Source organism: Aeromonas sp. Marseille-Q7275, from assembly GCF_965119515.1.
Genome location: NZ_CBCPLW010000001.1, coordinates 1 through 15,894, shown reverse-complemented (window position 1 = coordinate 15,894; position 15,894 = coordinate 1). Strand labels below are relative to the sequence as shown.

Here is a 15,894-nt window from a genome sequence, read left to right as displayed (position 1 = left end):
ACCTCAAGCAGGGGTCGAGTGGCACATGCCCCGTCACGTTGCGCCACCCCTGGTTTCATGACCGCCTCGCCCCGGCGCCGGGACTTGTTCCGAAACCGCGGCAGACCCTGAAGGAAATAGATCGAAATCAACATATCTTCCCCCCTTCTTGCCTAGAATGGCCCGGATGGCGCAGCAGATCGATGCACACAGATGGACACCAAAGTCCCAAAGCCTTGTCAGCACAGACAAAGGCTCTTATTCTACTGCGACCAAAGACTAAGGAATGGCAAGCTTGGCAACTTGCCTGGACGCACAGTCCATAAAAATGACACTACAGAGGAAGTCTCATGATCATTGGCAAACCGCAAAGCGATCCCACCCTGGAGTGGTTCTTGTCGCATTGCCACATTCATAAGTATCCCGCCAAGAGCACCCTTATTCACGCCGGTGAAAAAGCGGAAACCCTCTACTACATCGTCAAGGGTACAGTCGCCGTCCTGATCAAGGATGACGAGGGCAAGGAGATGATCCTCTCCTACCTGAATCAGGGGGATTTCCTGGGCGAGATGGGGATGTTCGAAGAGAACGAGAATCCGGAGCGTTCCGCCTGGGTACGTGCCAAAGGCGCCTGTGAAGTCGCCGAGATCTCCTACAAGAAGTTCCGCCAGCTGATCCAGGTCAACCCGGACATCTTGCTGCGCCTCTCCGGCCAGATGGCCAAGCGCCTGCAGCACACCAGCCAGAAGGTCGGCAACCTCGCCTTCCTGGACGTGACCGGCCGGATTGCCCAGACCCTGCTGAACCTGGCCAAGCAGCCGGACGCCATGACCCATCCGGATGGCATGCAGATCAAGATCACCCGCCAGGAGATAGGCCAGATCGTCGGCTGCTCCCGCGAAACCGTCGGCCGCATCCTCAAGATGCTGGAAGAGCAGGAGCTCATCTCGGCCCACGGCAAGACCATAGTGGTGTTTGGCACCCGCTGACCGGGTTCCCCGACGGCTCAGCACAGGGCCGTTGGATAAAAAAGGCTGCCACGGCAGCCTTTTCTGATCTCCTCCCCTATAATCCCGCACGCCCTTCCCCGGCCTCAACCAAGCGAGTGTGTATGCATCTTCAATGTCCCCTGTGCCGCAGCCCCCTGCATCTTCATGAAGCCTCCCGCGGGGTCTATTGCGACAACAAGCACCATTTCGATCCGGCCCCGGAAGGTTATCTGGATCTCATCCCGGGCAAGAAGGATCCCAAGGACAGCGACAGCCGGGCCCTGCTGCGTGCCAAGCGCCGTTTCCTGGAGCAGGGACACCAGCTGCCCCTGGTGGAGGCCATGGCGGCCCTGCTGGCGCCACTCGGCGAGCGCGAGCTGATCCACCTCGGCTGTGGTGAGGGGTACTACTGCCGCGCCCTGGCAGAGCGCCTGCCGGGCTGGCAATTTGGCGGCTTCGATCTGGCCAAGAACGCCATCTTCGCCGCCAACAAGGCACAACCCGACGGCCATTTCGTCATCGCCGATCCGGCCAAGGCACCGCTGCTGGCCGGCTCCGCCCAGGTACTGCTGGTCAACGACCTCAAGATCAAGACAGAGCTGCTGGTCAGCCTGCTGACCCCGAGCGGCTACCTGCTCCACCTGCAACCCGGCCCGCGCCACCAGTGGCAGTTGAGGATCAGCCTCAACCCGGTGAGCATGGAGCACCCCCTCAGCTGGCCAGCACTGGCCGGGCTAGTCCCCGTTGAGCGGCAACGCTGCCAGTTCTCCATGACCATGGATCAGGCTCTGCGCGCCCATGTGCTGGAAACCAGTCGCCTCGGCTGGCGTGCTGGCGGTGAGCAGCGTCACGCCTTCACCCACCAGGGGCCTGACGAGCTTGAACAGGATCTGCTGTTGAGCCTGTGGCAAAAACCCCTCTGATTTCCATGAAAAAAAGGCCCATACGGGCCTTTTTTTGCTTCTTCGCCAATGGCGATGTGCTCTCCCCCGGCAATGAAGGCGCAACCCCCTTACTCGAGCGGGCGCCCGTTGACGGTGAAGGAGAGATCCACTGCCGGCGCCGAGATGGCCCTCTGAACCTGGGTCCCGGCGGCGCAGATCACGGCGGCGCCCCGTGGCTCGCTGGCCGTGGGCACATTGACATGGAACTTGTTCATCACGCCGGCATTGAGCCGGTGATTGGCCAGCCGGAAGTGCAGCAAGCCCTCCCGGGTCTCCACCTGCAGCTGGCAATCCCCCGCCCCGATCCGCTCGCCGTCATCCTCATAGCCGAAGCCGTAAGCGCCGTGCAGGGCCGGATAGAGGTAGCTCGGCAACAGCCCGCGAGGATCGTAATAGCCCACCAGGGTCGTCACCGGCACCCCGAATGCCTGCGGCTTGCGTGCCACCCGAGTATCCACCACAGGCCCTTCGTGCCAGCGGCTGCCGTCCGAGGTGTAGCTCTTCTTGAAACCACGGGAGACGGTGATCTGCTGGCCGTTGATGAAGAGGATGCTGTTGTAGCCGGCGCCGTGCTCCACGGTCAGGATGCGCCCCGCATTCCCGGCGGCGGCAGGGGGCGCCTGGATGTTGCGCGTCCAGTTGCCGTCCCACATGGCTACCTTGACCAGATCATACTCCGCCAGCAGGGCCGCCAGCGTCGCCTCGCCCAGATCCTTGATGGGCGCATTTATCTGCTCCAGCTGCTCCACCCTGTGCTGGTAGGGCACCATGGTGGCGGTGGCGGCATCCCACTTGCTGAATCCGGTCGGGGAAGCGGCATCGAACACCGCCTTGCTCTCGAGGAAGCGCTGGATGATGGCGGCCGAGTTCGGGGTGTAGAGGGTGAAGCGGTTGAAGCCGGAGAAGGGCGAGCCGCCCGCCATGGCATCGAAACCGAACGGGTGGCCCTCGAAAGGCGGCTGGCACTGGCTGTCGAGACAGGCACTCTGGCCGCTGCGGCTGACGCCGAAGTTGGGAATGAAGCGATTGCGATCCCCGTCCCAGCCCCAGCTCGAATTGACCGCCTCGGCGCTGCGGTGCACCGAGCCCTGGAAGCCGCCGACATAGTGGCCGAGACCATAGTTGTGGCCCACCTCGTGGCTGAACTCGTTGCCAAGGGAGCTATCGAGGGTGACTATGCCGCCCCCGCCCGACCCGCCGTGCACCTGGATGCCGTTGGCGTACTTGCCACGGCTGTTATGGGCCGCCAGCTGGGCCACCACATAGGGATGGCTGCTCTCCCCCTCGCCGGCCGTGCTGTTGATGCCGTAGTTCGCATTGTCTATCCCGTGGGAGATCAGCTCCTTGCCGATGCGCTGGCGCATGGTGCCCTCGTGCCAGCCCCCCTGACCGGGATCGAAGTCGGTGAGCAGGGTGCCGTTTGGCAGCATCACCTCCGGCAGCGACAGGGGAGCATACTGGCTGACGATCAGCCGGCTGGTCGGCACCGTCTGGAAGTACTCGCGATGGGCTTCGGGATCCCTGGCGAAGGCAAACTGATCCCGGGGGGTGGTCAGCATGCCAAGGTCTATGGTGTGGATGAGCAGCTCGCTCGGGGCACCGATGGCGAGATCCGTGAGCTCGCCGCCGAGGCTTCCCTGATTGAACTGCAGACTCAGGCCTGGCCGGATCCACTCCGCCGGCAGCACCACGCTCCAGGCGTCGGTCGCATAGCGGATACCGTTGTTCTCGAGCTCCCCGTCACGGATCCACTGACCCCCGACGAACTTGAACTGCAGGGTCTGACCGCGGGAGAGCGTCACCTGGCGGCCGCTGTAGCGCACCGTCGAGTTGTAACCGGCATTGGAACTCGCACGCACCATCTTGCCTTCCAGGGCGATCCCCTCCGGCATATAAATATCCCTGACCCATCGGCCATCGGCGGTCTTCACCTCCACCAGGGCATGCTGTCCCAGGCGATCCCGCAGCAAGCTCGCCGTGGCATCATCCAGCCGGGCCAGCTCGGCACTGCTGCTGATGACATTGGTGGTTCCCGCCGCCGGGGTGAAGTCGACCCCCTCTTCCGGCGAACCATCGAGGTAATAGGCCGTCTTCGGCAGCTGCTCGGGCGGGTTGAGGCCGAGCGTCCCTAGGGTCTGCCCAGCGCCATCTCGCGCCGTCACCGTCATGGGCACGCCGGCCTCGGCTTGCAGCAGCCTGACCAGCAGCAGGCTCTTGCGCAAGGCGGTCAGCCTGGGCTGGCTGTCCCCTTCGGCGACATGGGCCGGTAAGATCTGGCTCTGGGCGAATTGAACCTGCGCCGCCAGGGATCCTTGCAGATCGTTGGTCGGTGGTTGGGTATTGAAGGGCAAGGAGGTGGGAGCCTGAACGGCAGCCAACAGGGGGCCGCTCGCCAGAGCGGCCATGATGAGGCTGGCTAACTGTGTTTTTGTCATTGTTATGGTTCTCGTTGTGGTGGGCATGTCCACATGCCCTGTTGCAGGAATCAATACAAAATGGGCGTCGGGGGCCAGGTCCTACCACCCGACCTGAGCCTCGGTTCTGGTTGCCGCGCAGCGGCATCACCGCAGGCTGAAACAGGAGTGGAAAAAGGAGTGGGGCCCCGGGGCCCCCTTCCTGATGGTCATAGGTTGCAGCTGGCGGCACCCTGATCCAGCCAGACATCGTGCTTGCCGGGCTCGTTGCCCTTGGTCCAGTAGCGGGCCTGCCACTTGCGTCCCTTGTGGTTGGCAAGCTCACCGGCGCTGTAGGCCACGGCGGCATGCCAGCCGAGCTGCACCTGGCTCACCAGCTTCCACTGATCCGCCGTCTGGCTCGGCTCGTTGCCCTGAGTCCAGTACCTGGCCTGCCAGACCAGCTGGTGGTGGCTCACTTTGGTATCGGTGTTGTAGACGGTGCTGGCGCTCCAGGCTGGCCAGTAGGCCGCGTCCGGATCGGTGGCACTGCATTCACCGCCGCTTGCCGGGGTGACGGTGAGCCGGGTCTGGCCCTGGGCATCCTGGGCGCCATCGGTCACGGTGACAGTCAGATCGTAATCCGTGCTGGCCACCACGTTCGGGCCTGTCACCACCAGGGTCTTGCTGCTCTGGCCGCTGGCGGTCAGACCGGCCGGTACCGTCCACTGGTAGCTGAGCGCATCCCCATCGGGGTCGGTGGCGCTGGCGGTGAAGCTCACCTGCATGCCCGACTGCACCGAGGCGGGAGCCAGCGCGGTCAGCACGGGTGGCTGGTTGGGCGGTGGTGCCTGATGGGTCACCACCACGCGGTCCACGCCCGCCAGTCCCTGCTCATCGGTGACGGTCAGCTCGAACGTCAGCTGGGTATCCTGGGCGACAGTGCCCAGACTCAGCCTGGCTCGTGCCTGCTCCGCATCCCTCAGGGAGGCCTGCGGACCGCCGACCTGGCGCCATTGATAGCGCAGGGCACCGTTCTCCGGATCCCGGGAGGCGGCACCGTCGAGCACCAGCTCGGCCGGGCCCGTGGTACGCATATCGCCACCGGCGTTGGCCAGGGGGGGCTGGTTGGTAGCTGGCGGAGGCGACTCAGGCTCACCACTCGCCTCGCTGACCCCCGCATCACCGGCCGCTATTCTGGCCTCAAGGGTCTGGTGCATGGTGCGCCACTGGGGGGCGAAGAAGACCCCTTCCTTGCGGCCGACATACATGAGGTTGCCGCTGCCGTTGGTGTCTGTGTTACTCATGTGCCACAGACCCAGGTTGTGGCCCAGCTCATGTGCCAGGGTCATCGCCTGGCCAAACTCGGTGGCGTTGCCAGGGCAGGCCGCGCGGTGTCCTTCGCGGGGCGGTGCGTCCAGTGCCCCGATGCCGGTGGAAGAGCCGCCGCCCGAGCCGGAGCAAGCCCGCGCTGGATCCTTGTAGGCGCGGAGTACATAGAGGTTGGAGAAAACCTGTTCCCGATCCGGGATCCAACCCTCATCGAAGGGGGCCTCCCGCTCAGCGCGATCCGCCTCGTAGGACTCGCCATCGCCATCCTTGTCCCACTCGTGCACCAACACCCCGTTGTCCACCCACTTCAGGCTGAGGTTGTAGGGGGCGTAGCGGCGGGCTATCTCGTTCTGGATCAGGGCACCGTCATCCCACAGGTGAGTCTTGGTCTCGCCGGGGAAGGCGATGTAGCTGTAGGAGAGGCTCAGCTCCTTGGGCACAGTGACTATCAGGCGAACGAGATCCACCAGCTCGCCGCCGGCGCGGATCTCCAGGTTGGTCTCCCCCTGGGCGAGGCCGGAGAGCACCAACCGATCCTGACCTTGCGCCGGTAATACCTGGAGGGTCGCCAATACCGGGTCGGCGATGGCATAACTGAGCGTCTCGCCACCGGCCAGCTTACGGACATGGAGCACCTCCTCGCCCCCTGCGCTGCTCAGCAGCTTCTCCTTGAGCGGGCGGCTCAGGCCGGGATCGTAGGCCAGCTTGTTAGCGGGGTCCGGCAGTACCTGGGCATAGGGATAGAGTGACTGGCGCTGTTCTCCCTCGGCTACCAGCCAGAGCTGGCCTGCCTCGTTCTTGCGAAACCCTTGTTGGTCGGCCCCTGCCAGATAGCTGAGAGTGAAGCTGTAGTCCCGTGCCTTCTTGATGGTGACTGGGGTGGCTGGGATCATGCGACCACCGCTGAAAGTGGCGGCGCCGTCATAGACGACTGTCTCATCCTCATTGTCGATCACCAGAATGGCGAACTGGCGGTTGTTGCCGCCCCAGTGACCCTCTTGCAGCCGGAAGGCGGTGAGAGTGAGCTCGTCGCCAATGAGAGGCAACTCCCCGGCCTCGACACGAAAGTCGCGGCTCAGGGAGCCGCCGATGGGCAGGTAGAGGTTGGTCTGGACGACGGTGCCCTCATCCCATAGCTCGCCAAAAGGGATGGCCCGCGCCGGGATCCCCTCGGCCGGATCGTAGACTGTCACCGGCAGCGAGAAGGTGACGGTGCTGCCGCCCCAGCCCTTGAAGCCATCCACGTCAGGCAGGCCATCGTCCTTGACCTGGTACTGGGCCACATAGCTGCCCGGTACCTGGGTATTGACCCCGCTCACCTGAGTGAGGCGGGCTGTGATGTCCCCATCCTCCACGTCCCAGGCCGTCAGCAAGGGGGCAAAGGTCGCGCCGAGCGGCAACTGCTGGGCAAAGTTGTTGACCATGCCCTCCTGACTGTAAATCCTGGGCTCACTGTTGTCCTTGCGAAACTCCCCGGTGGTACTGCTCTGCTGGGCCAGCGCCTGCGGCACCGCCCCTGCGGCCAGCAGGGCGAGCATGCCCCCCTGCATCGCCAGATTTACCTTGTTTTTTTTCATCTGCATTCCGTGATGTCCCTATTTTTGGCGCCTGCGTCGGTGGCAGGGGCGTCGTTGTTGTTGCCTTGACATGAGCACAGGGTTCGACCCCCTTCTCCTGCCGCCACTGACGGCGATCACCCTGAGCGGCAGGGCGTGAGCGGGCGGGCTGAGCCCGGTGATGGCGAAGCGGGTTTCACCCCAGCCGAGGCGGGGTGTGCCTGGCGCGGCGACATGAAGGGGGAAGGCAAGCAGGGAGCCAACCAGACAGGTCGGCAGTAAGAAGGGGTGGACTTTGCATGGCGAATAATCCTTTTTCGTTATTAGTCAATACGATAAGGACGACGTAACCAGCAGATGGTGCAAGATCTCCCCTTGGCAGAGGATCGAAACGACCTGTGGCGGCCCCGCTGTCCTAGATCATGGATCCTTAGACCGGAAGCTTTGCGTCCCGGCCTTTCAACCGGTTTGCCCTTATACACAAATTAATCAGTAGTGCGCCGCGATTATTCTCCATAGCCGCAGTCACTGCAAATGGCAGAGCGGGATCCTGACTGGGTGTTCTATCAGGAAATGCCCCCGAAGGCAGGGTTAAGCTCGGCGTGAGAGCGGATGTCAACCATCCAACTCACTCCATTGAAAGCGTTTTCAAGGTGAAAATATTTTTTCAACTTTGGGTGAAATGATTAATTCCCTAGCAAAGACTGACGCCGATGGCCATGGCTGGCGGTTTATCCGCCCCAGGCCGAGGTCAGCCCGCGAAACGCCACAGGAAAAAGGAGTGGGGCCAAGACCCCACTCCTTATGATCATCAGTTGCAGCTGGCAGCCCCCTGATCCACCCAGACGGCAGCCTTGCCGGGCTCATCGCCCTTGGTCCAGTACTGGGCCTTCCACTTGCGACCGTTGTGGTTGGTGAGATCACCGGCGTTGTAGGCCACAGCGGCATTCCAGCCGAGCTGCACCTGGCTCACCAGTTTCCACTGATCGGCGCTCTGGCTTGGCTCGTTGCCCTGGGTCCAGTACTTGGCCTGCCACACCAGCTGGTTGTGGCTCACCTTGGTATCGGCGTTGTAGACGGTGCTGGCGTTCCAGGCTGGCCAGTTGGCCGCATCCGGATCGGTTGCCTCACAGCCGCCACCTGTACTGGCTGGCTTGACGGTCAGGCGGGTGCTGGCACTGGCATCGAGCGCCCCGTCGGTCACCACCAGGCTCAGATCATAGAGAGTGTCGCTGGTGACGCTCGGGCCCGTGACCACCAGGGTCGCGCTGTCCTGGCCGGTGGCGGTGAGCCCCGCTGGCACTGTCCACTGGTAGCTCAGGGCATCACCGTTCGGATCGGACGCCGTGGCCTTGATGGTCACCTGCTTGCCGGAGTCGACGGTGGCACTGGTCGGTACGCTGACCACGGGGGGCAGGTTCGGCTGCGGCGCCTTGTTGGTCACCACCACCTGATCCTTGGCCGAGAGCCCCTGATCGTCGGTCACGGTCAGCTCGAACACCAGATTGATGTCGGTAGTGGCGGCGTCCAGCACCACCCGGGCCTTGGCCAGGGTGGCGTCCAGCAGGCTGGCCTGGGGCCCGGAGACCTGCTTCCAGCTGTAGGTCAGCGCACCGCTTTCCGGATCGTGGGAGGCGCTGCCGTTGAGGGTCACCTCGGCCGGGCCTGTGACGCTCAGATCGCTGCCGGCATTGGCTACCGGCGGCTTGTTGACCGGCGGCAGCGTACCCTCGCCGTGGCCCAGCCCCTCGTGCATGGCGTTGAGGATGTCGCCGTTGTCCGCGTCTATCTCCCAGGCGAACAGGCCGCCGAGCTGGTTCGCCAGCACGTACTGCCCCTTGGCCTTGACCGAGCGGTCGTTGTCGAAGCTGATGAGATCGCCGCTGCTGGCCTTGAACACATAGGGGGCCTCGGCCGACTCGTCATAGCCCTGCTCCCAGCCTGCACCCATGCGGTTGTTGACGATGTCGCGATAATCCACCACGCCGTTTTCCCAGGTGCCGCTGACCGGCCCGGTCGCGGTGCCGGTGAAGGGATTGCCGGCCTGGTAGTTCTTCACCCCGGTCCAGCCACGACCATACATGGCCGCCCCCACCACTATCTTGCCCGGTGTCACCCCCTGACCCAGCAGCGCCTTGACGCCCTTGTCGGTGGTGTACTTGGTGGCCGGATCCCAGCTGGAGGCAAAGAGGTTGGTCTGGTGGGCCAGATTCTGCAGGTCGAAGGCGCCGCTGAAGTCGTAGCTCATCAGGAAGATGTGGTCCATGTACTGCTGGGCAGCCTGATAATCGACCTTGGCAATCTTGTCACCGCCGGCGCTGATGGCCGAGGTGAGCTCATACTGGCGGCCGGTCTCGGCTTCCAGCTCGTCGAGCATGGCGCGCAGCTCCTGCATCAGCACCACATAGGTGGCACCATCGTTCGGACCGCCCAGGCTGGGGTTGGCACCCTGGCCACCCGGGAACTCCCAGTCGATGTCCACCCCGTCGAAGAATTTCCAGGTCTGCAGGAACTCCTTGACCGAGGCGACGAAGGTGTCGCGCTTGCTCTTGTCCCCCAGGAAGTAGAAGGGGTCGGAGAGGGTCCAGCCCCCGACCGACGGCAGGATCTTGAGGTCAGGGTGGGCCTGCTTGAGGGCCATCAGGTTGCCGAAGTTGCCCTTGTAGGGTTCATCCCAGGCACTGAGGTTGCCCTGGGACATCTGGATCGCCGCCCAGGGATCGTGGATGGAGACCTTGAAGTCCTCACGACCGGCACAGGAGCGCTGCAGCGCCTCGAAGCTGCCTGAGATCTCTTTGAGGCTGTCGTTGATGCCGTTGCCGCCGCAGATGGGGGTGAAGCCGTAGAGGATATGAGTCAGGTTCTGGGCCGGGATCTTGTCCACGGTGAACTTGCGGCCATAGACCCCCCACTCCACGTAGTAGGCCCCCACCACCTTGCCGGACTTGTTGGCGTAGGGCTTGTTGTTCTCCTTGAGAGGCGCATTGAGCGGCGCCAGGTGGCTGCCGTCGGTATCGGCGACCATCAGCTCCTTCTTGTCGGAGAGGGTGCAGCCGTCGGCGTTGCACAGGGCCACCTGCATCTGGTAGCGGCCCCCCTTGGTCACCTTGAAGTTGGCGGTGCCCGCGGCGGAAGCGGGGCCTGACCACACCTCCTGGCCATCGAGCAGCACCTTGGCGGTCTGGCCGACGTCACCGGACCAGAGGTTCCAGGTCACGCTGACCGGGGCGCCATCCTTGTGGACTGTCACCAGCTGGGTGTAGGCCGAGGCGGATTGATTGACTTCGACGATGGCGAACTTGGTGGGGCCCGAGCCTATGGTGGGTTTGCCCGGGGCAGCGGCGAAGGCGGAGGTAGCACAGAATCCCCCGACCAGGAGCGCCAGCAGGGAAAGTTTTGGACTTAACATATTTGAACTTCCTTATTTCGTTATTGGAATTAACAACGAAAAAGGCAACGCAACCTGCCAGGTAACGCAGACATCATCGCCACCATGGCTTGGCCCATGGACGATACAACCTGTGGTGACCCCGCTATCCTAGGTGCTTTGACCCTTAGACCGGAGGCTTTGCGTCCCGGACTTTCGTCCGGTTTGCCTTTTTGCACAACTTGATTTGCGACAAAAATAATCGCCGAATGACTATAGGAGGGAGTCGGAGGAGGCGCTACCTAGTAAAAATGACAGCGAATAGGACTCATTTTCCAGATTGTTCGCGAACATGCCGGCAAGCTGGCGCCAACATCGGTGATGCTGGCGCCTGATGACAGTTCCCGAACTTGCCAAACAATGCTTGATTGTGTGAAGGCTGTCACTGTATTGGCAGCAGCAGGCTGTTCATCAGCGCCCGCAGCTTGAGGGGTTTGACCGGCTTGCTGACGTAGCCAAAGCCGTGCTCGCGGATCTGGGTCTGCAGCTCGCTCTTGCGATCCGCGCTGATGATGATGCCACCTATGTCGTTGCCATGGGCCAGCCGGATCATGTGCAGCGCCTGCAGCCCCGTCTTGCCGTCATCCAGGTGATAGTCGGAGAGCACCAGCCGGGGCAGGAAACCGGCCCCTATGATCTCCTCTGCCTGCTCCAGGCTCTGGGCGCAGCGCACCTCGCAGCCCCAGCGTCCCAGCAGGGAGGCCATGGCGATGAGGATGTCCTCCTCGTTGTCGATGCAGAGCACCCGGATCCCTTCGAGCTGGCTGTCCCGCACCACGGGGGCCGCCAGCTGGCTCGGCGTCACCGGCCGGGTCGCGAGGTTGAGGGTGATGGAAAACACAGACCCCGCCCCGGGCCAGCTGCGCAGGGAGAGCTGATGTCCCAGCACCTGGGAGATGCCGCGGGCGATGGCGAGCCCGAGGCCAAGTCCCTGCTCCCTGGCGGTGCGGGAGTGATCGAGGCGGGAGAACTCGTCGAAGATCGCCTCCTGCTTGTCCAGCGGAATGCCGGGGCCATTGTCCCACACCTCGATGCGCACCTTGTCCCCCAGGCGGCGGCAGCCGAGCAGCACCCGGCCCCCTGGGTTGTAACGGAACGCATTGGTGAGGAAGTTCTGCAACACCCGGCGCAGCAGGCGCACGTCGCTGTAGACCGCGAGTCGGCTCTCCACCACGGAGAACTGGATCTCCCCCGCCTGGGCCAGCACCCCGAACTCCGCCTTGAGGTTGCCCAGCACGTCGCTCAGGGCGAAATCGAGCTTCTTCGCCTTGAACTTGCCCGCCTCGAGGCGCGAGATGTCCAGCAGATCCGTGATGAGATCCTCGGTCGCCCCCAGGGCATCGTCGATGTGGCGGGCGATGCGGACCTGCTCCGCCGCCTGCTCTCCTCCCTGCGGCAGCATCTCCAGCAGGGAGGAGGTAAACAGCTTGGCCGCGTTCAGCGGCTGGGTCAGATCGTGGCTCACCGCCGCCAGGAAGCGGCTCTTGGAGTGGTTCGCCCGCTCCACCTGCTGGTTCACCAGCAGCAGCTGGCGGTTGAGCTCGGAGAGTTCATGGGTACGCTCGGCCACCCTCGCCTCCAGGTGCTCGTTCGCTTCCCGCAGCACCCGCTCCGCCGCCCGGAAGGGGGTGATGTCGGTGAAGGTCATCACGAAGCCCCCCGCCGGCATGGGATTGCCCTGCATCTCGATCACCCGGCCGTCCGGTCGCTCCCGCGCCGAGACATGGGGGCTGCCCCGCTTCATGAAGGCGACCCGGCGCGCCACCTGGGCCTCGATCTCCCCCGGGCCGCAGAGCCCCTGCCCGGCGTTGTAGCGGATGATCTCCTCGATGGAGCGCCCCACCTGGATGAGCCCGTGCGGATAGTGGAACAGCTCGATGTAGCGCCGGTTCCAGGCCACCAGCTTGAGCTCCCTGTCCACCACAGAGATCCCCTGCCCCATGTGCTCTATGGCCCCCTGCAGCAGGCCGCGGTTGAAGCGGAACACGTCCGAGGCCTCGTCCACTATGGTGGCTATCTCCTCGAGCTGCATGTTGCGCCCCTGCAGGGCAGAGGCCAGCACCAGCCGGGCGGAGGAGGTGCCAAACACCCCCGCCAGCAGCCGCTCGGTGTGGGCAATCAGGTCGGCCGACGCCTGCATCTGGGGCGCCAGGGTACCGCCGCGCTCGCCGGCGAAGCGGCCGAAGGCGCGCTTGACCCGGCTCGAGCCGACGAAGCGGGCCGCCAGCATCTCCAGCTCCTTGACCGAGACCCGCGCCTGGTAGAGCGCCGTGGTATCCCGGCTCGGCTTGCCGACGAAGTTGGCGGCCTGCAGCCGCTCGCTCACCGCCGCCCGCGACAGCAGGGAGCCCGCCACGTAGCCGAGCAGGTTGAGCAACAGGCTCAGGAAGATGCACCAGGCCCCCAGGCTCAGCTCGCGAAAGGCGGGCCAGTCGGGGGGGGCCAGCAGCGCCTCCAGGGGCGAGCCCGCCAGCAGGCCGCTCTCGGCCAGCAGGGTCACGAACCAGAGGCTGACCCCGAGGGCGAGCCCGAGATAGACCCCCTTGCGATTGCCGTGCCGCCAGTAGAGGCCGAGCAGCAGGGCCGGGGCGAACTGGGCCACGGCGCCGAATGACAGATAGCCGATGCGCGACAGGCTGGTGAGATCCCCGAGCCAGAGATAGAGCACCCAGGCCGCCAGCAGGATCAGCAGTATGGCGCCCCGGCGCACCTGCAGCAGCAGCCGCATCAGCCGCTCATCCCGCCCCTGCTGCCAGAAGCGGCGCAGCAGCACCGGCAGCACCAGATCGTTGCTGACCATGATGGCCAGGGCTATGGTGCAGACGATCACCATGCCGGTGGCCGCCGAGGTGCCGCCGAGAAACGCCAGCATCGCCATGCCGTCGAAGCCCAGCGACATGGGCAGGCTGATGACATAGGTGTCCGAGGCCATGTCGGCCCCCACCCACTGCTTGCCCGCCAGCGCCAGCGGCCAGATGAAGAGCCCCATCAGGAACAGGTAGAGCGGGAACAGCCAGCGCGCCCAGTGCAGATCCTGGCCCTGGTTGTTCTCCACCACAGTCACGTGGAACTGGCGCGGCAGGCAGATGACGGCGCACATGGCCACCAGGGTATAGATGGCGAGCTCCAGCAGGCTGCCCGGCGACACCGCCACCACCGCATCGAGAAAGTCCCCGGCCACCAGGGTGCGGGCCTCGCTCGGCCTGGCGATGATGAGCCAGAGCGCGAAGCTCCCCACCGCCATGAAGGCGAGCAGCTTGACCACGGACTCGAAGGCGATGGCGACCACCATGCCGCGATGGTGCTCGGTGGCGTCCAGGTTGCGGGTGCCGAACAGTATGCTGAACAGGGCCAGCAACAGGGCGACGCCGAGGGCCAGCTCGGCCGTGTTGCCCGTGGGCCCCGCCGGCACCGAGTTGGCCATCAGCAGATCCAGCCCGGTGACGATGGCCTTGAGCTGCAGCACCAGGTAGGGAAGTATCCCCATGACGGCGATCAGGCTGATCACCATGGCCAGGCGCTGGGACTTGCCATAGCGGGCGGCGATGAAGTCGGCGATGGAGGTGATGTGCTCGCGCTTGGCCACCAGGATGAGGCGGGCCAGCAGGCGCCAGCCAAACAGGAACACCAGCATGGGGCCAAGATAGATGGGCACAGGCGACCAGGGGGATTCGCTCGCCTGCCCCACTGTGCCGAAGAAGGTCCAGGAGGTGCAATAGACGGCGAGCGACAGGCTGTAGAGCAGGGGCTGGCCCTTGAGCCGACGGCGCTTGCTCTTGTCCGCCACATAGGCGATGAGGAACAGCAAGCCCAGATAGGCGAGCGACAACCCGATCAGCAGCCATCCTTGGTGCATCTACATTCTTCCCTTGTTCAGATGTGTTGAGCACCGCGCCGGCTCAGCGTGCCGACGGGCAACCGTCATTGAGTGTGCCCGCTCAGGCGGCGGCGCCCTCATGCTCCCCGCGCAGCCGCAGCACGAAGACCGGCAGCACCACCAGCACCATGATGAAGAAGATGCCTCCACCGAGCGGCTCGAACAGCACACCGCAGATCGCCATCAGGGCCGCCACCGTCATGCCGAGGCCGAGCGCCGCATAGAGCGCCTGGGTGGGGATCTGCTGCTCGGCGGGCAGCTGGCGGGTCATGAAGCGCACGGCGCCGAGGTGGCTGATGCAGAAGGTGACCCCGTGCAGCAGCTGACCCAGCACCAGCACCGCCAGCTCGGTAGAGGCGCCGAGCAGCACCCAGCGCACCACGCAGCCGACGGCCCCCACCAGAAACAGGGTCTGGGCCCCGAAGCGGTGGAAGAAGCGCTTGTCCGCGGCAAACATGGCGATCTCAGCCACCACCCCCAGGGCCCACAGGTAGCCGATCAGGGTGCCGCTGTAGCCCGCCCCCTTCCAGTACATGGCGCTGAAGCCGTAGTAGGCGGCATGGCTGCCCTGCAACAGGGCAGTGATGAGCAGGAAGCGGCGCACCGGCGCTGACTTGAGGGTGACGAGCAGGGAGGCCCGGGCCCGCTCCCCCTTGAGCTCCTGGGGCTGCGGCCGCAGCGGCAGCGCGCTCAGCGCCAGCATGGCCAGCAGTCCCGCCACCATGGTGTGCAGCACCCAGTCGCTGCCGAAGTTGCTCACCAGGGCCCCCACCAGGGTGGAGGCGGCGATAAAGGCGAAGGAGCCGCACAGCCTCACCTTGCCATAGTCGAGGTGCGTCTGCACCACCATGCGGGTGGCGAGCGCCTCCCCCATGGGCATCAGGGTCGGGTAGATGAAGTTCGCCACCAGGGTCAGCAGCACCAGCCACCAGAGGCTGTGGCTGAGGTAGAAGCCCAGAAACGCCAGCAGGCTCAGCAGGCAGAGCAGCCGGGTGACGGGCAGCAACTGACCGGCCCCCTTGACCCGTCCCATCACCATCAGGTTGCCGGCAAAACGGATGGCCATGCCGACCCCCAGCAGCAAGCCTATCTGCTCGGCGCTCACCCCTATGCCCTCGAGCCACAGGGACCAGAACGGCAGATAGGCGCCGTAGACGAAGTAGAAGGCGCCAAAGAACAGGGCTAACCAGGAGAAGGCGGGCATAGGGGCTCGGCAGCGGGACAAGGGGCACAAATGATAACCGATTTTGGCGCGGGGATCCCCAGGGGCAAGGGGAGATAAAAACGATAAATATCAATAAAGTTGAACCTTTGTCACATCCCCCTGTCTATCTGGATAACACCGCTTCCTGATGAGTGTTGCAATCCTTACACCCGCCCCTGGCGGGTTTCTTTTT

General features: G+C 64.3%; 7 protein-coding genes and 2 riboswitches. Of the genes, 2 read left to right on the top strand and 5 right to left on the bottom strand.

Annotation, left to right across the window (positions count from 1 at the left end; translation table 11 throughout):
• The first annotated feature begins 329 nt into the window (after positions 1-329).
• Both crp and ACWPWQ_RS00030 read left to right on the top strand, forming a co-directional pair.
• Positions 330-968 carry a cAMP-activated global transcriptional regulator CRP gene (gene crp, locus ACWPWQ_RS00035; protein WP_025328082.1) on the top strand — a complete coding sequence of 213 codons (639 nt, stop codon included), beginning with the start codon at positions 330-332 and terminating at the stop codon, positions 966-968.
• A 122-nt stretch (positions 969-1,090) separates the two neighbouring features.
• Positions 1,091-1,891, top strand: a complete 801-nt coding sequence (locus ACWPWQ_RS00030) for a putative RNA methyltransferase (RefSeq protein ID WP_454008704.1) — start codon at positions 1,091-1,093, stop codon at positions 1,889-1,891.
• Positions 1,892-1,980: 89 nt separating this feature from the next.
• Here the strand turns inward: ACWPWQ_RS00030 and ACWPWQ_RS00025 are convergent, their stop codons facing one another.
• The 5 genes from ACWPWQ_RS00025 to ACWPWQ_RS00005 form a co-directional block, all read right to left on the bottom strand.
• The gene (locus ACWPWQ_RS00025) at positions 1,981-4,347 is read right to left on the bottom strand and encodes a M66 family metalloprotease (protein ID WP_454008703.1); all 2,367 of its coding nucleotides are present in this window, start codon (positions 4,345-4,347) and stop codon (positions 1,981-1,983) included.
• Between the two features lie 188 nt (positions 4,348-4,535).
• Positions 4,536-7,214: a PKD domain-containing protein gene (locus tag ACWPWQ_RS00020; RefSeq protein ID WP_454008702.1), complete on the bottom strand. Its 2,679-nt coding sequence runs from the start codon at positions 7,212-7,214 to the stop codon at positions 4,536-4,538.
• A 376-nt stretch (positions 7,215-7,590) separates the two neighbouring features.
• A riboswitch (cyclic di-GMP riboswitch) is annotated at positions 7,591-7,676 on the bottom strand.
• A gap of 328 nt (positions 7,677-8,004) precedes the next feature.
• Positions 8,005-10,602 (bottom strand): glycosyl hydrolase family 18 protein, encoded by a 2,598-nt coding sequence (locus tag ACWPWQ_RS00015; protein WP_454008701.1) that lies wholly within the window; start codon positions 10,600-10,602, stop codon positions 8,005-8,007.
• Between the two features lie 111 nt (positions 10,603-10,713).
• A riboswitch (cyclic di-GMP riboswitch) is annotated at positions 10,714-10,800 on the bottom strand.
• Positions 10,801-11,002: 202 nt separating this feature from the next.
• Positions 11,003-14,476 (bottom strand): hybrid sensor histidine kinase/response regulator, encoded by a 3,474-nt coding sequence (locus ACWPWQ_RS00010; RefSeq protein WP_454008700.1) that lies wholly within the window; start codon positions 14,474-14,476, stop codon positions 11,003-11,005.
• Between the two features lie 82 nt (positions 14,477-14,558).
• Complete coding sequence (locus tag ACWPWQ_RS00005) at positions 14,559-15,701, bottom strand: 3-phenylpropionate MFS transporter (RefSeq protein WP_247627171.1); 1,143 nt, start codon at positions 15,699-15,701, stop codon at positions 14,559-14,561.
• Positions 15,702-15,894: the final 193 nt, after the last annotated feature.

Excerpts from the sequence above, each read along its gene's own strand:
- ACWPWQ_RS00020 (WP_454008702.1), bottom strand. The coding sequence starts at position 7,214 with ATGAAAAAAAACAAGGTAAATCTGGCGATGCAGGGGGGCATGCTCGCC.
- ACWPWQ_RS00010 (WP_454008700.1), bottom strand. The coding sequence starts at position 14,476 with ATGCACCAAGGATGGCTGCTGATCGGGTTGTCGCTCGCCTATCTGGGC.
- ACWPWQ_RS00030 (WP_454008704.1), top strand. The coding sequence starts at position 1,091 with ATGCATCTTCAATGTCCCCTGTGCCGCAGCCCCCTGCATCTTCATGAA.
- ACWPWQ_RS00015 (WP_454008701.1), bottom strand. The coding sequence starts at position 10,602 with ATGTTAAGTCCAAAACTTTCCCTGCTGGCGCTCCTGGTCGGGGGATTC.
- crp (WP_025328082.1), top strand. The coding sequence starts at position 330 with ATGATCATTGGCAAACCGCAAAGCGATCCCACCCTGGAGTGGTTCTTG.
- ACWPWQ_RS00005 (WP_247627171.1), bottom strand. The coding sequence starts at position 15,701 with ATGCCCGCCTTCTCCTGGTTAGCCCTGTTCTTTGGCGCCTTCTACTTC.
- ACWPWQ_RS00025 (WP_454008703.1), bottom strand. The coding sequence starts at position 4,347 with ATGACAAAAACACAGTTAGCCAGCCTCATCATGGCCGCTCTGGCGAGC.